Below are 22607 nucleotides of genomic sequence, written 5' to 3' on the forward strand. Positions count from 1 at the left end.
GCTTTACTTAAGCAGCGTAAAACACAATTAAGCAGAAATGTGCAACAAATATATATGACTTCTATGTGGTTTTCAGAGTACAAACTCTGACAGATTCAGTGGCGATAGCTATGAGGATCCACCTGTTCCCATCCCGAACACAGTAGTTAAGCTCATAAACGCCGAAAGTACTTGGCTGGAGACGGCCCGGGAGGATAGGAAGTCGCTGATTGAAGTAAAGGCACACCTGAGGGTGTGTCTTTTTTTGTGTACGACTTCCTATCCTCCCGGGGTATCCGGTGAGCAGGGCAGTAGAAGATGGAGGAGTGAAACGACGACAGATTCACTGCATCACTTTCTTCCGAACGTAAGATTTACCAAACTGCGAAGCGGTGGAGGAAAACCTATAACCATATAAAAAGAGCTGCCTAAGCAGCTCTTAATAACTTATTCAACACCAACCATTACATTAGTAGCCTTGATAACAGCAACAACTTCTTTGCCAACTGCTAAGCCCAATTCTTTAACGGATTGAACTGTAATATCAGCAGTAACAATGTTATTGTTACCTACATTGATTTTTACGATTGCGTTTACAGCGCCTTCTTGAATCTCAACGATAGTACCTTTAATTGATTTCTTGCACTTAATTTCATTTACTACTCCTTATAAAAATATATAAATATTATATCATATTATTATATTTATATTATATAAAAAAGCCATGATGCTTGTTACATCATGGTTATTCATGGAGCGGGCGAAGGGAATCGAACCCTCCTCTCAAGCTTGGGAAGCTCGCATTCTACCGATGAACTACGCCCGCAAGATGTACATATTGTATCATATTATTAATAATATGAATAGGTTTATCTTGTATGTTTTAAGTTGCTGGTCAGTTATCGTTATAATGATATAATCTTGTATACATAACCACCTTTATTGATTATTTTCGAACTAATATGGTATCATTAATATTGATAGAGGAAATTATTACGTATATATTATATCAATAAAGAGGGGTGCTTGATGAATTATGTAAAAGCATTTTTCCAGTCTGATTCTGCGGGCGGTATATCACTTTTAGTGGCCGCTATCTTAGGGGTTATTATTGCCAACTCACCGATTTCGGCACAGTACTTTGCTTTTATGACAGTACAATTAGGCCCTATGGATGTTTTAGAATGGGTAAATGATGCCTTAATGGCTCTGTTTTTTTTATATGTCGGTATTGAAATTAAAAAGGAAATGATTTCCGGTGAATTAAATACGTCTGCAAAACGGTTATTACCTGTTATTGCAGCATTTGCCGGTGTGGTTACACCGGCCATCGTATTCTATTTTATCGCCGGTTATCAGCCGCAGTATTCACATGGCTGGGGGATACCTACCGCGACGGATATTGCCTTTGCAATCGGTGTTATCACTATGCTGGGGAAAAAAGTATCGCAAGCGATGCGGGCTTTTTTGGCTGCTTTAGCAGTCATAGATGATCTTATCGCCATAGTGGTTATTGCACTATTTTATGGTGCAGGTGTTCATTTTACTTATTTGCTCGGGGCCGGTGTAGTCACTGCACTGTTAGTCTATACGAATAAACAAGGGTATGTACGACCGCTTCTTTATATCGTATTAGGTATTGCACTATGGTATTTAGTATTAGAGTCCGGTGTTCATGCAACCATTGCGGGTGTCATATTAGCGATGACCATTCCTTATGAAGGCAAAGTAGATATACACACAGTATATCCTATGGATGCTTGGGCGGAACGATTAAAGCATTGGGTTAATTTTTTAATCATTCCATTGTTCAGCTTTTTAAATGCCGGCGTATCGTTTGCGGAATTCTCTATGGATAATTTGTGGCATCCTGTTGTAATGGGGGTATCCTTGGGCTTAATTTTGGGGAAACAGTTGGGGATTTTCTCCGCTGTATATATTCTCGTGGAATCCAAGGTCATTAAAATGCCGAGTAAGACGACATGGCCTGAAATTTATGGTACCGCAATATTATGCGGTATCGGCTTTACAATGAGTTTATTCGTGGCTACATTGGCATTTCCTCCCGGATTTAATCAGGAAATGGCTAAAATTGGTATTTTCCTAGGCTCTATCCTATCCGGTTTGTTAGGGGCTATAGTACTGCTTACTGCCTATCAAATACGCAAGATGCGTGGTAAACTATAATAGGATTATGTTTTGAAAGTATAGAAAGGTCTGAAATGGAACGAGTTTTTATTTTTTTACGTTCTCCAGCAGCAGCTACTTCCGTACTGTTAGGGGCAACGGTGATTGCTCTAATTTTAGCTAATTCACCATCGTCTGAACAATATTTTGGTATTGTTAATCATCATCTGGGCCCTTTATCGATCATGGAGTGGGTTAATGATGCATTGATGGCAATCTTTTTTCTCTTTGTCGGATTAGAAGTTAAGCGGGAGCTTATAGCTGGCGAGCTTAATACTAATGCAAAACGAGTTATGCCCGGTATTGCGGCTTTATTTGGTGTACTTACACCGGCGTTGATATATTTTTTGATCGCCGGTCATAGTGACGAATATATTCATGGTTGGGCTATTCCGACTGCAACAGATATCGCGTTTTCTATAGGAATCATCACTGCGTTAGGTTCACGTGTACCAAATGCGATGAAAGTATTCTTAACGGCATTGGCTGTTATTGATGATCTCATAGCGATTATCGTTATTGCCATTTTCTATGCTTCAAGCATTCATGCCATGTATTTGCTTGCTGCAGCTGTTATAGTGGCGGCATTGATCTATTGTAATAAAGCGGGATATGTGCGACCGCTACCGTATATTATTTTAGGATTTATCCTATGGTATTGTGTATTAAAATCAGGACTACATGCGACAATGGCGGGTGTTATTTTAGCTATGACGATTCCCGCACATGGTAAGGTCGGTCACATGGTAGTACGTCCTATGCAGCATTGGGAGCACGTGTTGTCCAACTGGGTTAGTTTTCTTATCGTTCCTGTGTTTGCATTCTTTAATGCAGGTGTGGACTTACGCGATGTTTCGTTAGGCGATTTAACGCATCCCGTTGTGTTAGGTGTTGCGTTAGGTCTTATCTTAGGTAAGCAGATTGGTATTTTTGGCGCCGTATTCGGTATGGTTAAGTTAGGTTTGGTATCGATGCCGACAGATTCCAACTGGAAACATGTATATGGTACAGCTATTGTATGCGGTATCGGCTTTACAATGAGTATTTTTGTATCTATTCTGGCATTTGATCCGGGTCATGCACAAGAAATGGCAAAGGGCGGTGTTATTTTAGGTTCAATTATCTCAGCCTTGCTGGGTTATATATTCTTACGAATTGTAGGTGCAAATCGCAAGGAATGCCATATCGGATTGTATCATAATTGTTGATCCTATAGTTTATAGCTTTTTAGTAAGCCATCCTTCATGGGTGGCTTATTTTTATATGATATAAATAGTTACAGTTTGCCTTATTAATGGTTTATAGATTCTTTAAAGATATATAGTATACTGAACCTTATAAAGTGGGGGTATGTATGATAAAAAAGATAATCATCGCATGTACATTGGTGTGCATGACCGCTATGATGTCATCTGTGATTCTGGCGAAAACCATAGATCGCGGTGCTCGCGGTAAGCATGTAACAAAAGTACAGACAATTCTGAAACACCATGGATTTTTACATGATTCTGTAGACGGCATTTATGGTCGTAATACGGAACAAGCAGTGCGAAACTTTCAAAAATCAAAAGGCTTGACTGCCAATGGTCGCGTAGACTCGAATACGATGAAAGAATTGGAAAAAATAGAACTCCAATATGGTGGGCATGGAACACAGCGTGGTCATAACGGAGTACCTAACAAATATACGCGGGTCTTAACGATGGAGGCCAGCGCCTACTCATCTCAGGATCCGGGAAATGGAAAGTATACGGCTACAGGCAGCCGCCTTCGTAAAGGTCTCGTCTCTGTAGATCCTAAGGTGATTCCGTTGGGGACTAAATTGTATATTGAAGGTTACGGGTATGCCGTTGCTGATGATACGGGCGGAGCGATTCGTGGACATCGTATAGACTTAGCCTATGACACTAGGGCTGAAGCATTACAGTTCGGACGCCAGACCGTTAAGGTTTACGTATTATAATTGAGACTCTCCGGTTGTGCCGGAGAGTTTTTTATCTTTTAATTTAGATATGCTGTTTTGAGTTGAGATCCATATTAGATAGATGAGAAGGTCTGATAAGATACCGAATTATGGTGTAAAAGAGAACTCGAATATTCGGAAAATATGATATAATAAGCAGTGAACAGATTTGGTTTACATGGCCGTGTATAGGCTGTGCTAAATGACCTCTAGTTGTATGATATGTGAGAAAAGGATTTTCTATGGATAAAGTACGGCGTGTCGAAAGAATGGTGGCAATGACAAAATTGTTGGTTGACTCACCTCAAAAATTGATTCCTTTAAATTATTTCTGTGATTTTTTCGGTATGGCAAAATCCACAGTCAGTGAAGATTTGACCTGTGTGAGACAGTCTATGGAGCACTTTCAGTTAGGAACACTGGAGACCGTGGCCGGTGTGGCCGGAGGGGTTCGCTTTATTCCGAATCGCAGAGGTTCTCAGGCAAATGGTATTTTAAAGGATGTACAGACCCGGTTGATGGAACCGGATCGTATTATTCCTGGCGGCTTTATTTATATGTCCGATATTTTGTACGACTGGCATGTGATGACGCGTCTGGGCGAAATTATCATGACTCGTTTTATGGATCGTGAGCCGGATTATATTTTAACAGTGGAAACAAAGGGAATTCCTCTTGCTGTTATGGTAGCACGAGCTTTCAATAAACCTCTTGTGATTGCACGGCGTGACAGTAAGGTAACGGAGGGGTCCGCTATCAGTATTAATTATGTAACGGGATCGTCGGGGCGTATCCAGACGATGACCTTAACTAAACGCGCTATACCGCCCAATGCACGGGTTCTCATTATCGATGATTTTATGAAAGCCGGCGGTACCGCAAAAGGGCTTAAAGAGTTAGTCCTTGAAATGAGCGGTGTCGTTGTGGGAACAGGTGTTTTGGTCGCTACAGCGGAACCGAATCCTAAATTGATTGATGACTATGAATCGTTGTTTACTTTCTACGGCATTGATGAAACTACGAAAAAGATAAATATTGAGCCTGTATTTGATGCAATATAGGTTCAGTTAATTGATATAGTTGACGTATCGATTTGTTATGAAATATACGGCGGAATCTATTATGATGAAATTTATTCCAAGTAGTGGTTGTGATGAATTGATGACATATGGTGAACAGATAGGAGATTACTATGAATATTGCGAGCCTCATTTTAGCAGCCGGTAAGGGTACTCGAATGAAATCCAAATTGCCTAAGGTCCTTCATAAGGTGGGGGGCAAGGCCATGGTGGAACGAGTATTGGATACCGTTCAATCCATGGGTACAAATCGAGATGTGGTCGTTGTCGGCTTCGGTGGAGATGCGGTGCAGAATTATTTGGGAGATCGTGCTGAATTTGTACGCCAAGAGGAACAAAACGGCACAGGTCATGCGGTAAAACAGGCACAACCCGTTTTGGGCGACTATGATGGAACTATTATCTTACTTTGCGGAGATACGCCACTGGTAACTAAGGAAAGTCTGGAAGCACTGTTACAAGAACATGTGAAATCGGGAGCGGCGGCGACGATTTTGACTGCGCGTATGCCTGATCCTACGGGTTATGGTCGTATTATCCGTAATGAAGCGGGCTCCGTGGTGCGAATCGTGGAACAGAAGGACGGTAAACCTGAGGAGTTGGCCGTACAAGAAATCAATACGGGTATGTATGCATTTGACAGCAAAAAATTATGGCCTTGTCTCGATCAGTTATCCGATGATAATGCACAAGGTGAACTTTATATTACGGATGTAGTCGGCATTCTCGTGAATGGTGGAGAACGTGTCAGTGCGTATATGACCGAGGACTTCGAAGAATCCCTCGGGGTAAACTCTCGCCATCAACTAGCACAAGCTGAAGAGATTTTAAAACGTCGTAAAAATCATGAACTCATGAATGACGGCGTGACTATTATCGATCCTGATACAACCTATGTGGCACCTGAAGTCGTAGTCGGTCCCGATACGATTTTACATCCCGGAACGATTTTGGAGGGGAGCACGGTTATCGGTAGCGGTTGTGAAATAGGCCCTCATACACGGTTGTCGAATGTAGTGGTTGGTAATGATACAGTCATTCATTTTACCTACGGGCATGATTGTGAGGTTAAAGATGGTGCAGACATTGGACCGTATGTTCATTTGCGTCCGGATACCGTTATCGGCAATAAGGTTCATATCGGTAACTTTGTGGAGGTTAAGAATAGCAACGTCGGAGACGGTACAAAGTTCCCTCATTTGTCGTACATCGGTGATAGCGATGTAGGTTCCGGTGTTAATATCGGTTGCGGTACGATTACCGTTAATTACGACGGCAAAGTTAAGCATCGTACAACCATCGGTGAAGGGGCTTTTATAGGTTGTAACAGCAATCTGGTGGCCCCTGTAACGATAGGTAACTACAGCTATGTAGGGGCGGGTTCTACGATTACGAAAGATGTACCCGATAAGGCGTTAGCCGTAGGGCGCAGCAAACAAATCGTCAAAGAAAACTGGGTTACAGATGATACTTTTAAAAAGAAATAGAAAATCAGGCAAAAATTTTTACACAACTGTGACAAAATAGTATACAATAATAGGGCAAGAGTGTGTATCTGTAATTCCAGGACAGATTACGAATAAGTAACCGATAGTACGAACAGATGAAAGGGTAACAAAATGGCATTTGAAGACGGCAAGAAACTTAAAATTTTCACAGGTAATGCGAATCCGGCGTTGGCAAAGGAAATTTGTGATTATTTAGGTTTGCCTTTAGGTGAAGCATTTGTAGGGCGCTTTAACAATGGCGAAGTGCAAATAATGATTGATGAAAGCGTACGTGGCAAAGATGTATTTATCATTCAACCGACCAGCTATCCTGTAAATGATAATTTAATGGAATTAATGGTTATGGCCGATGCTTTAAAACGCGCTTCGGCTCGTCATATTACGGCTGTAGTACCGTATTACGGTTATGCACGTCAAGATCGCAAGACTCGCGGACGTGAACCGATTACGGCTAAATTAGTAGCGAATTTGATGCAAACAGCTGGTATTACCCGTCTTGTAACTATCGATTTGCATGCAGGTCAAATTCAAGGCTTTTTTGATGTGCCTGTAGACCATTTGTTCGGCGCATCCATCTTGGCTAAATATATCAATGAAAAGAATATGGAAGATGTTATCGTCGTATCCCCTGATCTTGGCGGTGTTACAAGAGCTCGTGATTTGGCTGACCGCATCGGTGCACCGATTGCAATCATTGAGAAAAAACGTCCTGAACCGGGTGTAGCAAAAGTTATGAATCTCATCGGTGATGTGGCAGGTAAAAACTGTATTATTATCGATGATATCGTGGATACAGCAGGCTCCTTGGTTGAAGGTGCCAAAGCATTGGAGGAATTCGGTGCTAAATCCGTTACCGCCGCTGTTACTCATGCAGTCTTGACAGATCCTGCCAGTGAACGTATTGCAAATTCCAACATTAAGGAACTTATCGTTACGAATACCATTCCATTGCCGGAAAACTGCAAGTTACCGAATATTACACAATTGTCCGTTGCTCCATTGCTGGGCGAAGCGATTATGCGTATTTTCCATGAAGTATCGGTAAGTAATTTGTTTGATAAATAATAGGTGATCATTGAAATTAGTAGTAGGTCTTGGTAATCCCGGCAAGCAATATGCAATGACAAAACATAATATAGGATTTATGGTTGTTGATGCCATTGCCGACAGCGTGCCTCATACACCGTGGAAAGAGGAACAGAATGCCGATGTATGCAGTATCACTGTAGATGGAGAGAAAGTATTGCTTGTAAAACCGCAAACATTTATGAATGCCAGCGGTGAATCGGTAGGACCTTTGATGCGGTATTATAAAATTAGTCCTTCCGATGTGTATTGCATCTACGATGATATGGATTTGCCCGTAGGCAAGTTGCGCATACGTCCTAATGGCAGTTCCGGCGGTCATAACGGAATAAAATCTTTGATTTCTCATATAGGAACCGAGGAATTTCCGCGATTTCGTGTCGGTATAGGTCGTCCGTTGCCGCAGTGGACCGTGATTGACCATGTATTATCTCCATTCAGCGATGAGGTACAGGATAAGGTTGATAAAGGTATTAAGGACACTGTGAAAGCTGTGCTTGGTACGTTGGAGGTAGGACTCGACAAGGGAATGAATCAATTCAATCCTAAACGTCGTCCACATCGGTAATTACATGCATAAGGGCATGAGTCTCTTTGAGATTCATGCCTTTTTTATGAGGTATAAATATGGATCAAAATCGCATGCCTTTTGTAGAGGCCTTAAGTGCATATAAAGAGGAACATTTTGTGCCCTTTCATACACCGGGACATAAAATCGGGGGCGGTGCACCACAACTGTTACGCGAGTGGATGGGCGCGGCATTACCCTATGATTTAGGGGTTATGTACGCTTTGGATGACCTTCATGAGCCGGAAGGCGCTTTAAAGGATGCCCAGGATTTGACGGCCCATCTGTATGGAGCCGATTATTGCTGGTTTTCCATTAACGGGACGACGGCCCTCATAGAAACGATGATTATGGGAACAGTCGGTTCGGACGATACGATCATTATACCTCGTGAAGCACATAGGTCCGTTATTAGCGGACTCGTTTTATCGGGCGCGAGACCGGTCTACATGGAAGGGCGTTTTGAGGAGCGGTGGGGCGTTCCGTTAGGTGTTACTGTTGATGATGCAATAGCAACTATGGAGGCGCATCCGGAGGCAAAGGCTATCCTTGTGGTGTATCCCAATTATTATGGTATAGGCGTTGACATCAAACGTATTGTCGACGAGGCCCATAAACGGAATATGATCGTTCTCGTCGATGAGGCGCATGGACCTCATCTGCCGTTCTCAGAGTCTCTACCTGTCGAGGCGATTACCGCAGGTGCGGATTTGGTGGCGCAAAGTACGCATAAATCGGTCGGCTCCTTAACACAGACGTCCTGGCTCCTCGGCCAGGGGTCTCGTATTGCGCTTAGACGGATTACACAGATGCATCAGATGCTGCAGAGCACGAGTCCAAATTATATTTTCTTAGCGTCCTTAGATATGGCTCGCCATCAATTGGCTACGGAAGGCGTTGTACTCGTAAATCGAGCTGTAGAGTTGAGTATATATCTGCGAAATGCGTTACGATCCATTGACGGCATATCCGTGATGGAATACCCCGATATTGCGGACAAGGTGATCAATTATGACTGCACTAAGGTGCTTATTGATGCGGGGAACTTGGGATTGACCGGTATAGAGTTTGAACGGCTGTTGCGGTCTCATCATATCGAGGTGGAGCTGGTGCAGGCGAATCATGTACTGGTGCTGATCACCATCGGTGATACGGAATCATCGGTGAATGCTTTGATTCAGGCCGTACAAGCTGTCCGTGACGAAGCGATTGATAAACAGGCCGAGGCTGCTAAGATGCATATTATAGAGTCTTCGGCTTTACCTCAACCTGTAGCTCGCATGACACCGCGTAATGCCATGTATGCCAAGCGTGAGCGTATAGCGATAGATAAGGCTTTGAATCGTATTTCGGGTGAAACTATCGCATACTATCCTCCGGGGATTCCGTGCGTTGCGGTAGGTGAAGAGATTACACCGGCTGTGTTACAATATATAGAGAATCGAAAGGCCCTCGGCTATATGCCGAACGGAGCGGAGGATATGACGTTAGAAACGATATGGGTTTTACAGGAGTAGTTATTATGGGGACTTTAATCATTTTAGAAGGTGGCGACGGCAGCGGAAAAGCGACGCAGACGGCATTACTTGTAAAACGTCTTGCCGATGAAGGTCATGCGGTGAGGTCCGTGAGCTTTCCCAATTATGACAGCGATGCATCCATGCCTATCAAGATGTATCTGGCCGGGGAGTTCGGTCGTGATGTGAACGATGTTAATCCGTATATTGCAAGCTCCATGTACGCCATAGATCGATTTGCATCCTTCAGAACCGACTGGGAGGATTTTTATAATAGCGGCGGCATCATCGTTGCCGATCGGTATACGACGTCGAATATGGTGCATCAGATGGTTAAATACGACGATCCGGTAGAGCGTAAGAATTTTCTGGACTGGCTTGAAGATTATGAATTTATTAAATTCGGGCTTCCAAAGCCGGATGCGGTGTGCCTTCTCGATATGCCGTTAGAAGTGAGTGAAACGTTGATGGCGGAGCGGACCGGTAAAACGGGCGGTGCTACGGGTGATATTCACGAAGGTAATCATGCATATTTAGCGGCTGTTCATAACGCTTATGAAGAGTTGGTAAAGCGATATAAATGGCATCGCATTTCTTGTGTTGATAGGGATGATGTCGAGTCGTATCGGTTGCGTACCGTTGAAGCTATTCATAAGGATGTGTATTCCGCTGTTCATAGCCTATTGAAGCTCGATAGATATAAGTTAAGATAAATCGATATGAACTACCTGCTATTTAAGGCTGATATAGCCTGGTAATTTCCGGATAATAACAAAGGCGACTCTTTTAAAAGTCGCCTTTTTCCTATATAATATTAATATTGAGCAGATATTGATAGGAGGCGCTATGACATATTTTGATACCGTAATCGGTCAAGATTCGATTAAGTCACATCTATCTGAACTGGTAGGGCGCAATGCACTGCCTCATAGTTTGCTCTTTTATGGTGAAGCAGGCCTCGGCAAATTGGATATGGCAATAGGCTTGGCATCTCTTTTGTTGGGACGTCCCGTGTTTTCGCAGCCACGAGGTGAATCTTATTTGGCGGATGTGACTGCGGCTCGCTTAGCCAATGGTGAAAGCGAAAAGCGCATCGAAGCCGAAGGATTGCCGATTTATATCGATAAAGGGGATGCCTTCTGGATTCGTCCCATGAAGACGACCTTAAAGGTGGAACAGTGGTATAACTTATTGCAGGACCATTTATCGGTGGCGGGCAATGGAAATCGCGTCGTCATTGTGGAGGACTTTCACACGGCTAATGCGATCATGGCCAATGCGATGTTGAAAACCATCGAAGAGCCGCCGCAACAGGTATACTTCATCATCATTACAAACAAAATCAATACTGTATTACCGACCATCATGTCCCGATGTATGGGTGTCAGCTTTCATAGTGTCGATGCGGATACAATTCGTGCCGCAATGGAGGCGAAGGGGATTACCGGTGATATAGAACAGGCATTATTGGCCGGTCATGGCAATCCGCAGTTGGTGGAGCGGCTGGTCACACAGGGCCGTATCGAGATGCTGGAATTGGCAGTAAAAATCATGGATATACTGGCCTTTGAAGAACGGTGGTTCTCCATGATTTCCTTATCCTGTGAAAGTTTACCTCGAGAATCCCTCGGTGAATTAATGCATTGGTTGCGTTTGGTGAGCCGCGATATGATGGCTCTCAAAATGGGTGCTGCAGAGGCACAATTACAGGTGCCTATGTACAAGGCTCAATTATTACGATTATTACCGCGCTGGTCTATGCAGGCTCTCTCCGCAGTTATCGGAGAGACGTTACAGGCAGAACGGGCTTTGCGCTTACATATAAAAAATGCTCTCGTGATGGACGGTCTCAGTATCGCCCTTCATGATGCTCGTGAGGAGGATTAGATGGTAACCATCGTTGGTGTACGTTTTAAAAAAGCGGGCAAAATTTATTATTTTTTACCTGAACAGTTAGAGATATCCGTAGGTGACGGTGTCATTGTGGAAACCGCACGCGGTGTTGAATACGGTACGGTTGTCATCGGACCGAAAGACGTCAAAAAAAATACTCTTGTATCCCCGTTGAAGCCGGTGATTCGTAAGGCTACAGCGAAGGATCTTAAACAAATAGAAAAAAACGGAGAGAGGGAAGAGAAAGCGTTCGGTATTTGCCTCGAGAAGATAGCAAAGCGTAAATTACCGATGAAGCTGATCAATGTGGAATATACATTTGATATGAATAAAATCGTTTTCTTTTTCACCGCTGACGGACGTATCGATTTCCGCGAGCTGGTAAAAGATTTGGCTACGGTTTTTAGAACGCGTATTGAATTACGTCAGGTCGGTGTTCGCGATGAGGCGAAGGTCCTGAACGGTATCGGTGCCTGCGGCAGACCGTTGTGCTGCTCCAATTTTCTAGGTGATTTCACACCTGTATCGATTCGCATGGCTAAGGATCAGAATTTGAGCCTGAATCCGACAAAGATTTCCGGTGTATGCGGGCGCCTGATGTGTTGTCTCAACTATGAAGATGATATGTATAAAAAGGGCGGCGACCTGTATGTGAAAAAGGAACGTCCTGCCGCTGCACAGGATATTGAGCCGCCCGGGATTGGTAAAGAAGTGGTTACCGATGAAGGCATCGGTAAAGTTCTCAAGGTAAATCACCATAAACATACCGTTAAGGTGCAGCTGGAGGCGGGGCGAACGATCGATTTGAAATGGGCCGAGGTGGCATTGCCTGATGACTGAGCAGGAACGTCTAGATGACTTGGTTATCGACGGACTACAAATTTATCAGCGACGTGATATGTTCCGGTTTTCTTTTGATGCCATTGCATTGGTTCACTTTTGTCAATTTAATATCAATCATTCCTATGTGGAACTGGGCACCGGAACGGGGGTTATACCGCTTATCGGAACTTCACTTGGCGCCGGTCAGATAACGGGAATCGATATTAATGATACATTGATTGATCTGGCACGACGCAGCGTCGCACATAATGATAAATCGAATGTGGTAGCAATGGTATGCGGTGATTATCGGGAACTGTCGTATAGGGATTTACAAGACAAACCATTTGACGGGGTTATTGTGAATCCTCCTTTTTATGATTGTGAAAGCGGTGCACTGCCGACGTCGAAAGAGCGCGCGATCGCTTTACATGACAGTCATACGACCCTTGCAGATGTTCTTCAAGCGGTACAATCCTTTATCAAGTATAAAGGGAGGCTTTGGATGATCTACAGTGCCGGTCGACTGCAATATGTTTTATCTCAGTTGGAGAGGGCTCGTTTTCAGGTTAAACGATTGCGCTTTATTCACGGTATGATTGATAAACCGGCGAAGCTTGTACTGATTGAAGCCATTTATCAGGGCAACGCAGGACTTATATTGGAGCCGCCGCTTATCGTTTATGACAAGCCGAATGTGTACACAAAGGAGGTGTCCTCTTGGTATGAGCGATAACAGACAGGGCACTTTATATTTGGTATCTACGCCGATCGGCAATCTGGAGGATATGACCTATCGGGCGGTACGCATCCTCGGTGAGGTCGATGCCATTGCGGCGGAAGACACGCGGCACACAGGCATATTACTGAAACATTTTGATATCAGAAAACCCCTTATCTCCTATCATGAACATAACAAGGAGGAAAAAGGAAATTATATTATAGAGATGTTGTCGGAAGGGCGGTCGGTTGCCTGTGTCAGTGATGCGGGTATGCCCGCCATATCCGATCCGGGGGCTGATTTAGCGGTTAAGGCCATATCGGAAGGAATTACAGTAGTTCCTTTACCGGGACCGAATGCGGCGTTGACGGCGCTAATTGCATCCGGTCTTGATACAAGGCAATTTACCTTTGTAGGATTTTTACCGAAACGGGGAAAACATCGAGGCGAGGTTTTACGGGAACTTTCACAGGTTAAAGGAACCCTGCTGTTTTATGAGGCACCTCACCGATTACAAGAGGTTCTGCAGGATATGCATGATGCCTTCGGCAACCGGTCTATAACGGTGGCACGGGAATTGACGAAGAAGTTTGAAACCTTTGTACGCACCGATTTACAATCTCTCGTGGAAAATCTGGAACAATTAACCTATAAAGGGGAGTTCGTTCTCGTCGTGAGCGGTGCTGACATGGTGGAAACAGAGGCTGCCGATATATCAGATGCGTCTGCGTCTTACGCAGATGCGGTTAAAGAGCTCATAGGTGAAGGCGTACCTAAAAAAGAAGCAATTCGACAGGTGGCAAAGCATTTTAACGTTTCCCGCCGAGATGTATATAATATTGTAGAACGTTAAGACCTTCTCATTCGAAGGTCGGAAGGAGACACATTATGGGAGACACAAGAAAAACGTATTATATTACGACACCGATTTATTATCCGAGCGCTAAACTGCACATCGGGCATACATACTGTACGTCCGTGGCGGATACGATTGCACGTTTTAAGCGATTGGCCGGTTATGATGTGCGATTTTTAACGGGTTCTGATGAGCATGGTCAAAAAATCCAGCGTGCGGCGGAGGCGGAAGGTATCACACCTCTTGAATATACGACAAATATCGTAAACAGTTTTAAGGCACTGTGGGAAAAGATGCATATTTCCAATAATGATTTTATCCGCACCACGGATAAACGCCATGAAAAGGTCGTGCAGGAGCTGTTCACAAAAGCTTATGAGAAGGGCGACATTTACAAAGCCGAATATGAAGGCTGGTATTGTACGCCGGACGAAACATTTTGGACAGAGCAGAAGCTAGGCCCTAATCATACCTGTCCGGATTGCGGTCGTCCTGTAGAGCGCGTTAAAGAGGAAAGTTATTTTTTCAAACTCGGTAAATATACGGATCAATGGCTTAAGTTTATTGAAGAAAATCCAGATTTTATTCAACCTGAATCACGTCGTAACGAAATGATTCAGTTCGTAAAGCAGGGGTTAGAAGATCTCGCTGTATCCCGTACATCCTTTGATTGGGGGATCAAGGTGCCTTTTGACCCTAAACATGTAGTGTATGTATGGTTTGATGCGCTTGTAAACTATATCAGCGCGCTTTCTCCTTTTGATGGGGACGGCGAGCTGTACAAAAAATATTGGCCCGCAGATCTCCACTTGGTGGGGAAAGAAATCGTTCGTTTCCATACGATTATCTGGCCTATGATGCTCATGAGTCTTGAATTGCCATTACCTAAAAAGGTATTTGGTCACGGCTGGATGATCGTCGACGGTACAAAGATGAGTAAATCCCTGGGCAACGTAATCGATCCGATTCCGTTGATCGATACATACGGTGCCGATTCACTGCGATACTATCTGTTGAGTGAAATTCAGCTGGGGAACGACGGTAATTTCACATTGCCTAATTTCATTACAAAAATCAATGCGGATTTATCCAATGATTTAGGCAACCTCTTGAACCGTACCATTGCGATGATTGAAAAATATCATGGCGGTGTGATTACAAAAATCGATGATATGGATGATTTGGATCGTGATGTATCCGCCATGGCTATTCAGACCGTAAATGATTTTGAAAGCGCTATGGAAGCGATGGAGCTCAATAAAGCGATTAAATCCGTGTGGGCTTTCATCGGCCGCATGAATAAATACATTGATGAAACGATGCCTTGGGTATTGGCTAAATCCGAGGATGCTCATGATAAGGCACGTTTGCAGTCCGTTATGTATCATTTGGCAGAGGCATTGCGTATCATCGCTATTTTGGTAAGCCCTGTTATCCCTGTAGGGGCACCTAAAATCTGGGATCAGTTGGGCCTTGCGGGATTCAGTGATGCTACCCTTGATGATGCAAAGGTATGGGGTGCGTTGCCGACGGGGACTAAGGTTGTGAAAGGCGAGCCGATTTACCCTCGCTTTGAAGTACCTGAAATGATTGAGACGGCACCGGTTGAAGCCGACGCGGAAACAGTTGATACATCCGACATTCCACCATTAAAAGACAATATTACATATGACGATTTTGAAAAATTAGACCTTCGCGTAGCTAAAGTTGTCAGTTGTGAAAAGGTTCCGAAATCCAAGAAACTGTTGAAGTTCGTATTGGATATCGGTTTAGAGCAGCGCACCGTACTAAGCGGTATTTCCCAGTATTATGAACCGGAAATGATGGTCGGTAAAAAGGTGATTTACCTGGTGAACCTTGCACCGAAAAAGATGATGGGCATCGAATCAAATGGTATGATTTTGTCCGCTTCCGACTGGGAAGAACATTTGGAGGTCACCAATATCGAGTCGTTACCGGCAGGGAGTGTGGTTAAATAATGAAACTCTTCGATAGTCATGCTCATGTTAATGACGGCCGTTTCGATAATGACCGGGCAGATATGTTACAAGCTTGTTTTGATGCAGGGGTTGAATATATCCTGATTCCCGGTGTTGACAGGGAGACCGTTGAATCCGGTGTTGCGTTAGCGGAACAATATAAACAGCTGTATGCGGCAGTAGGGACTCATCCTCATGAATCTAAAGATTTTACGGATGAGGATTATGAGTTTTATAAGGAGCAGGCCTTGCATAATGATAAGGTTCGCGCTATCGGTGAAATCGGTCTCGATTACTATTATGATTTTTCCGATAGGGATACGCAAAAGCGTGTATTCATCCGACATCTGGAACTGGCTCGAGACGTCGATTTGCCGATTATTATTCATGACCGTGATGCACATGGTGATATCATGGATATTTTGCGTAATGAGGGCAAGGATAACTGGGGGATATTTCACTGCTATTCGGGCAGTTGGGAAATGGCGAAGGAAGCCATCAAGATGGGCTTTTATATTTCCTTTGCCGGTCCCGTTGTATTCCCTAAGTCCACTAATTTAAAGGACGTGGCAAGACAGATTCCGTTAGATCGAATCCTCATTGAAACGGATTCGCCGTATTTGACGCCGCCTCCATTTAGAGGCCGTCGTAACGATCCGAGCAAGACTCAATTTGTGGCGGAGGAGATTGCGAATCTTAAAGGGATGGACGTAGATGAGTTCTGTGACATCACCTTTAATAATGCTAAACGCGTGTTCGATATTGAATGATACTGCACTGCTTTCACGGTACATGCCGCATTTTGTAATGACGGAATAAGAAAAACCAGAATAATATCATATAGAATACAACGCGATTCTCCCATAGCGATGAGAATCGCGTTTTTCTATGGTATACTAAAATAAATTCATACTAAACATATTATAGGATGAGACAGGATGAGGTTAGTAGCATGAAACGTATTGCATTTATAGATTTGGGCTCCAATTCGGTGCGCTTCGTCATATATGAAATCTCCGATACAGGCAGTTATCGCTTGATTTATCAGGAAAAAGAAAGCGTTCGGTTGAGTGAGAATATGTGGGGAACTCACGAACTTACAACGGCTGCCATGGAACGATCACTGGAATCCTTAAAGGCTTTTGTACATATGGCGGAGGCCATGGAGGTCGATACGATCAGGGCGGTTGCAACGGCGGCGGTGCGTTTGGCGAAAAACGGCGATACTTTTATAAACATTGTAAAAGACGAGACCGGTCTAGAGTTGGAATGTATTGCCGGCGAAGAAGAGGCGCGGCTGGGCTTCCTTGGTGTTATCAATACCATCGGACTGAAAGATTTCATCGTTTTTGATTTGGGCGGAGCCAGTACGGAAATTACATTGGTGCGTAATCGCCGTATCGTAAAGGCTGTGAGCCTGCCTATCGGAGCGCTCACATTGACGGGTACGTATCAGAAGGGGAATGAATATACCTCTAAAGAGCTGGATAAAATGTCGAAAGCCATAAAAAAGACCATAAAGGAACATGCATGGCTGAGAAATATAAAACTACCTCTCCTCGGTATCGGCGGAACGGCACGGAATATCGCAAAAATGGATCAGCGCAAGCTGTCGTATCCGATAACAAAACTTCATAATTACGAAATCCCGTATCATCGATTTTATGAGATATTACAGGAGGTCGTTTCCAAACCGTTGGCGGAACGCAAGAAAATCAACGGCCTCTCCACGGATCGTGCGGATATCATTATCGCAGGAATGACTATCGTTGATGAGCTTTTTAATTATGTAAATACGAAAATTCTCGTTGTAGGCGGCTGCGGACTTCGGGAAGGTCTGTTTTACGATTATTACGGTCAGCATTATTTAGGGGGGAATCCCATTATCGAAGATATTCTCGTGCACTCCGCGGAGAATGTGCTGTTAGGGATGACCAAGCATGAGTTTGTTCATGCCAATTATATTTGTGGACTTGCCATGAAGTTATATGATATGCTGCAACCACTACATCGGGCTGACCGCAATGTCCGTCGTTGTCTGATGGTGGCCAGCCTGCTACATGATATAGGAAAGCGGGTCAACTATTACAGCCATGCACGCCACGGTTGTTATATGCTGGTGAATAGTAATTTATACGGAATTACGCATATTGAACAAGCTTTTAGTGCCTTTCTGGTGATGAATTCCCACGGACTGACGCCGAAGGAGTATAAAAATTTTCTGTATGGTAAGCTGCTCGACCAGGAGCAACGTTTATTAGGACAGAAATTATCCATTATTTTGGCATTGGCCGAGGCTCTTGATGAAAGCCATGAACAATTTATCAAATCCTTGGACGTAACGATTGATAAAAACTCCGTCCAATTGCTTATTACATATGCAAAGGGCAAGAATATCAGTGTTACCAAGTCGGCTGTAGAGAAACTGGTGAAAGCTTTTAAAAAGGAATATAAACATCAGTTATATATTGAGTGGATCGAAGCTCGTTAGGAGGTATTATGACATTACCGAAGGTACTGAGATATGCGGTACTGCATGTAGGATCCAGCAGCATGAGCATTACCATATTGGAGTATAAGGGAATCGATGATGTGCGCCTCATTGATTATGCGGCGCGGGAGGTTACGTTTGGGGAGGAACTGTTCCAGACATCCCGGCTGAGCTTTAAAACCATTGAGGAAATCTGTCACATTCTTAAAGGCTATAAACAACTGATGGCGGATTACGGAGTAAGTCGTTCGCGTTTATATGGTACGACCGTAATTCGTGAGGCGGTGAATCGCCGCAGCATTCTGGATCAGATTTTTATACAGACGGGCATGCGCGTCGAGGTTATCGATATGCCGAAAGAGGTGTACTATAAATACGCTCTCTTATATTATGAGATGACTCGTCATTATAAACTGGCGGATCCATCGAAGGCGACATTGTTCCTCGATATTACATCCGGCGGTGTAGGCCTTACGGTCTGGCGCGGTGAAAGCCTGCTATTCCAGCGTAATATGCATAGCGGATCATTGCGGGTTATGGAATCATTCAATCGCAATCAGCGGTCATCCACGTCATTTCCCATGGCGATTACAGAATATCTACATCGCATGATCGGACCGCTCAGAGAGGAATTACAGACGTTTAATATCAATAGTGTCATTTTGTCCGGCGATGAAGCGCAATATATGGCACGCCTTATGGGGTATGAAACACATCAGGCGGAAATGATTACCTGTGAACCGGAACGATTTAAAGGACTCATTCAATCCTTTGACGGCGTGACGGCGACGAAACTGATGAATCGTTATAAGCTGGCGGAATATAAAGCGAATATCTTGATGCCCACCATGATTCTCTTCAACGAAATCATCACCGCCATTGAACCGAGAACATTGATATTCAGCAGTTTCTCCTTTTCACAGGGGATCAGCTGGTTTTATGGTGTGGAGGCTGAGAATAATCCGTTCATGTATCAATTACGTGAGCAGAATGCCCAATTGGCTCGCGCCGTGGCGGCCCGGTATCATACGGATGCGGTTCATGATCGTGAGGTTGAGAGATTTAGTCTACTGTTTTGTAATGCGCTACGCCATAAAGGCTTACCTGAACGCTGGGGGTACTTATGTAGAATCGCTACGATTTTATGCTCCGTCGGTAAGTTTGTAAGCCTTAGAAATCATGGGGAACACGCATACCATATCGTTATGGGAACGGATATTTTCGGGCTTTCAGAGGCTGAAAAACAAGTGGTAGCCAATGTAGTATATTATCATTACAAGGGGACCCCGTGCGATGATGATCCGTATTTCAAGGAATTGACGGAGCTGCAAAAGATTCAGGTTACAAAATTGGTGGCGATTATTCGTGTTGCCTGTGCACTTGATGCGGGCAGTAATCAGAAGATTACAGAAGTATCTTTGGAGGAACGGGATAATGTGTTGTACGTATTTTGCCGTACCGATGAAGATATATCCTTGGAGTGGTGGACGTTTAATCGCGATTCGGAGTATTTTACGGAAATTTTCGGCATGGAGGTCATGCTCGTAAAGGGAGGTGTACGTCATGTTCAATAATGCAAAGTATTATTTTAACCGCGAATTGTCATGGCTTAAATTTAATCAGCGCGTATTATTAGAATCTATTGATACGAGCAATCCTCTCCTGGAACGGTTGAGATTTATCGCCATCGCCGGATCGAATTTAGACGAATTTTTTATGATTCGCGTCGCCGGTCTGCGTCATCAGGTAAGAAACGGAATCGTTAAATATGATGCGGCTCATATGGATGCTAAGGCGCAGCTGAAAGCGATCGATGAGTCCGTACAACGTCTTGTCTCCATGCAGAGCGCTTATCTACATAATGTGCTGGAGGCCCTTGAATCATATGGCTTTTATTTTACGAAACCCGATGCATTGGATGTGAAGACGAAAACGTGGTTGCGTCATTACTTTGAAGAGCATATCTATCCGGTGGTTACACCCTTGGCGGTAGACTCGGGACATCCGTTTCCATTTCTGACGAATCATACGATTAATGCCATTGTTCGTATATTTCAGGTTCAGGAGGATGGTACAAAGGATTATAAAATTGCGATTTTACCGATTCCGTCGGTACTTGATCGTATTATTGAATTGCCGAATCGCAACGGTAAGGAACACCGATTCGTCTACCTGGAAGATGTTATAACCTATTATGCGAATCAGTTCTTTCAAGGTTACGGTATCGAAGAATACATGGTGTTTCGAATCACGCGTGATGCGGATCTCGAAATTGATGAAGAGGATGCGACGGATCTGCTCTCCGAGGTTGAAGCCTCTTTGCGTCGGAGACGCCGTGGTGATGCGGTACGCCTTGAGGTAAGCGGCGCCGTAAAAGAAGGGCTGCTTGATTTCGTTCTGACCAGTGTGGAACTGGAGCCGAAGGATGTATATCGCATTGAAGGACCTTTGGACTGTCGTATGTACTTTAATTTCTGTAATTATCCGGGCCTTGATGCATTGCGTTATGAGCCCTTTGAGCCTAAGATTCCCGGTGAACTTGTAGGGGATGAAGGAGAAAATTTATTTTCTATTATCGGTAAGCGTGATATATTCGTACATCATCCTTTTGAATCGTTTGGTGTCGTAGAACAGTTTATAGCACAGGCCTCTACCGATCCTGATGTATTGGCGATCAAGCAGACCTTGTACCGCGTCAGCGGTGATTCGCCTATTATTGCATCCCTTATCAAGGCTGCGGATAATGGCAAACAGGTAACGGTCCTCATGGAAGTAAAGGCGCGATTCGATGAGGAAAATAACATTCATATGGCACGACGTCTTGAAAAGGCCGGCTGTCACGTTATCTACGGATTAAAAGGATTGAAGACACATTCAAAAATAACTATGGTCGTACGTCGCGAAGATGACGGTATACGCCGATATGTGCATCTGGCGACGGGAAACTATAACGGTAAAACCGCCCGTATGTATACGGACTGCGGAATTTTTACGTGTAATGATGAATACGGTGATGATGCATCGCGATTCTTCAATCTTATCTCAGGTTATTCGGATCCTCCGATTTGGAATAAATTTATCGTGGCGCCTCTTAATTTGCGTGAGCGCATTATGGAGCTGATCAATCGGGAGATTGAATTTGCCGAAAAAGGTGAAGCGGCTTATATCATCGCCAAGATGAACTCGCTTCTCGATAAAAACGTTATTGCAAAACTATATGAAGCATCGACGGCAGGTGTTCGTATCGATCTTATCGTACGCGGCATCTGTACCTTGCGTCCCGGTATTGCCGGTGTCAGTGATAATATTACGGTGCGATCTATCGTTGGACGGTATCTTGAGCATCATCGCATGTTCTATTTCCGAAATGGGGGCAATGAAAGTATATATATTTCCAGCGCCGACTGGATGCCGAGAAATCTGAATGAGCGGGTTGAATTGATGGTACCTATTGAGGATAAACGTCATAAGGAACGGATAAAGGGCATTTTGGATCTTTATTTAGAGGACTCCTTAAAAGCTCACATCATGCGTGCTGATGGTTCTTATGGAAAAATTATCGATGAAAATAATCCTATATCTGCCCAAGAGGAACTGATGAAGGCTGCTATTGCAGGGGAAAATAGAGAATCAATGACCGTTATTGAACGTTTACAGCCGATGCTGAAGATAAATAAATGATGAAAATATACATAACGTAGTAGTACATGAATTTTAATGCATATATATATCCTTAAAAAGCTAGGAAAATAAGTGATTTTGACGGCCTCTTATCATGTTTAATGAACAAAAAATGAAGTTTTTGAAAAGTTGAACTTTATGTGGTAACAATCTAAAAACTCATAAAAATTCATTTTAGATAATAAAAAATCTATGCATACAATATATGGTGGTAGTATCTAATATATGTGCACAATTCAGAATATATTGTATATCGTCGAAAAATATCGATATGTAT

19 protein-coding genes, 1 tRNA gene and 2 rRNA genes (1 of these 22 running past the window's edge) are annotated in these 22607 nt (G+C 43.7%); 20 read left to right on the forward strand and 2 right to left on the reverse strand.

Annotated features, from left to right (window positions below; all coding sequences use genetic code 11):
* A 23S ribosomal RNA gene (locus tag CKV62_RS03055) occupies window positions 1-10 on the forward strand; it begins 2925 nt to the left of the window's first position.
* Window positions 11-94: 84 nt separating this feature from the next.
* Window positions 95-211, forward strand: a 5S ribosomal RNA gene (gene rrf / locus CKV62_RS03060).
* A 215-nt stretch (window positions 212-426) separates the two neighbouring features.
* On the opposite strand, the gene CKV62_RS09640 is transcribed toward rrf, so the two are convergent.
* Together CKV62_RS09640 and CKV62_RS03070 are read right to left on the reverse strand one after the other, a co-directional pair.
* Window positions 427-630, reverse strand: a complete 204-nt coding sequence (locus CKV62_RS09640) for a TOBE domain-containing protein (RefSeq protein WP_157728931.1) — start codon at window positions 628-630, stop codon at window positions 427-429.
* Between the two features lie 101 nt (window positions 631-731).
* A tRNA-Gly gene (locus tag CKV62_RS03070) sits at window positions 732-805 on the reverse strand.
* A gap of 203 nt (window positions 806-1008) precedes the next feature.
* Here CKV62_RS03070 and nhaA (CKV62_RS03075) point away from each other — a divergent pair.
* The 18 genes from nhaA (CKV62_RS03075) to ppk1 all read left to right on the forward strand — a co-directional run bounded on the left by nhaA (CKV62_RS03075) (window position 1009) and on the right by ppk1 (window position 22330).
* Window positions 1009-2166: a Na+/H+ antiporter NhaA gene (gene nhaA / locus CKV62_RS03075; protein ID WP_095065631.1), complete on the forward strand. Its 1158-nt coding sequence runs from the start codon at window positions 1009-1011 to the stop codon at window positions 2164-2166.
* Between the two features lie 35 nt (window positions 2167-2201).
* Window positions 2202-3374 carry a Na+/H+ antiporter NhaA gene (gene nhaA, locus CKV62_RS03080; protein WP_095065633.1) on the forward strand — a complete coding sequence of 391 codons (1173 nt, stop codon included), beginning with the start codon at window positions 2202-2204 and terminating at the stop codon, window positions 3372-3374.
* Window positions 3375-3520: 146 nt separating this feature from the next.
* Window positions 3521-4129, forward strand: coding sequence for a 3D domain-containing protein (locus CKV62_RS03085; RefSeq protein WP_095065635.1), 609 nt, complete (start codon window positions 3521-3523; stop codon window positions 4127-4129).
* A 242-nt stretch (window positions 4130-4371) separates the two neighbouring features.
* Window positions 4372-5190 carry a pur operon repressor gene (gene purR / locus CKV62_RS03090; protein WP_095065637.1) on the forward strand — a complete coding sequence of 273 codons (819 nt, stop codon included), beginning with the start codon at window positions 4372-4374 and terminating at the stop codon, window positions 5188-5190.
* A 131-nt stretch (window positions 5191-5321) separates the two neighbouring features.
* Complete coding sequence (gene glmU / locus CKV62_RS03095) at window positions 5322-6695, forward strand: bifunctional UDP-N-acetylglucosamine diphosphorylase/glucosamine-1-phosphate N-acetyltransferase GlmU (RefSeq protein WP_095065639.1); 1374 nt, start codon at window positions 5322-5324, stop codon at window positions 6693-6695.
* 132 nt (window positions 6696-6827) lie between these two features.
* Window positions 6828-7781, forward strand: coding sequence for a ribose-phosphate diphosphokinase (locus tag CKV62_RS03100; RefSeq protein ID WP_038114378.1), 954 nt, complete (start codon window positions 6828-6830; stop codon window positions 7779-7781).
* A gap of 10 nt (window positions 7782-7791) precedes the next feature.
* The gene (pth, locus tag CKV62_RS03105; RefSeq protein ID WP_095065641.1) at window positions 7792-8370 is read left to right on the forward strand and encodes an aminoacyl-tRNA hydrolase; all 579 of its coding nucleotides are present in this window, start codon (window positions 7792-7794) and stop codon (window positions 8368-8370) included.
* Between the two features lie 59 nt (window positions 8371-8429).
* Window positions 8430-9887: an aminotransferase class I/II-fold pyridoxal phosphate-dependent enzyme gene (locus CKV62_RS03110; protein ID WP_095065642.1), complete on the forward strand. Its 1458-nt coding sequence runs from the start codon at window positions 8430-8432 to the stop codon at window positions 9885-9887.
* Between the two features lie 5 nt (window positions 9888-9892).
* Complete coding sequence (locus tag CKV62_RS03115) at window positions 9893-10600, forward strand: dTMP kinase (protein ID WP_095065643.1); 708 nt, start codon at window positions 9893-9895, stop codon at window positions 10598-10600.
* Window positions 10601-10733: 133 nt separating this feature from the next.
* The gene (locus tag CKV62_RS03120; protein WP_095065644.1) at window positions 10734-11774 is read left to right on the forward strand and encodes a hypothetical protein; all 1041 of its coding nucleotides are present in this window, start codon (window positions 10734-10736) and stop codon (window positions 11772-11774) included.
* On the forward strand, window positions 11775-12620 hold the full coding sequence (locus tag CKV62_RS03125) for a PSP1 domain-containing protein (RefSeq protein WP_095065645.1): 846 nt from the start codon (window positions 11775-11777) through the stop codon (window positions 12618-12620).
* The gene (locus tag CKV62_RS03130; protein ID WP_095065646.1) at window positions 12613-13338 is read left to right on the forward strand and encodes a tRNA1(Val) (adenine(37)-N6)-methyltransferase; all 726 of its coding nucleotides are present in this window, start codon (window positions 12613-12615) and stop codon (window positions 13336-13338) included. Before CKV62_RS03125 ends, CKV62_RS03130 begins: the two co-directional genes overlap by 8 nt.
* Complete coding sequence (gene rsmI, locus CKV62_RS03135) at window positions 13328-14176, forward strand: 16S rRNA (cytidine(1402)-2'-O)-methyltransferase (protein WP_095065647.1); 849 nt, start codon at window positions 13328-13330, stop codon at window positions 14174-14176. The genes CKV62_RS03130 and rsmI overlap by 11 nt, the downstream gene beginning before the upstream one ends.
* A 35-nt stretch (window positions 14177-14211) precedes the next feature.
* Entirely contained in the window at window positions 14212-16158 is a 1947-nt protein-coding gene (metG, locus tag CKV62_RS03140) for a methionine--tRNA ligase (RefSeq protein WP_095065648.1), read from the forward strand.
* Window positions 16158-16928, forward strand: coding sequence for a TatD family hydrolase (locus tag CKV62_RS03145; protein WP_095065649.1), 771 nt, complete (start codon window positions 16158-16160; stop codon window positions 16926-16928). Before metG ends, CKV62_RS03145 begins: the two co-directional genes overlap by 1 nt.
* 182 nt (window positions 16929-17110) lie before the next feature.
* The gene (locus CKV62_RS03150; protein WP_095065650.1) at window positions 17111-18649 is read left to right on the forward strand and encodes a Ppx/GppA phosphatase family protein; all 1539 of its coding nucleotides are present in this window, start codon (window positions 17111-17113) and stop codon (window positions 18647-18649) included.
* Window positions 18650-18657: 8 nt separating this feature from the next.
* The gene (locus tag CKV62_RS03155; RefSeq protein ID WP_095065651.1) at window positions 18658-20223 is read left to right on the forward strand and encodes a Ppx/GppA phosphatase family protein; all 1566 of its coding nucleotides are present in this window, start codon (window positions 18658-18660) and stop codon (window positions 20221-20223) included.
* Window positions 20213-22330 (forward strand): polyphosphate kinase 1, encoded by a 2118-nt coding sequence (gene ppk1, locus CKV62_RS03160; RefSeq protein WP_095065652.1) that lies wholly within the window; start codon window positions 20213-20215, stop codon window positions 22328-22330. Before CKV62_RS03155 ends, ppk1 begins: the two co-directional genes overlap by 11 nt.
* Window positions 22331-22607 lie beyond the last annotated feature (277 nt).

The organism is Veillonella rodentium (assembly GCF_900187285.1).
Taxonomy (GTDB): Bacteria; Bacillota; Negativicutes; order Veillonellales; family Veillonellaceae; genus Veillonella; species Veillonella rodentium.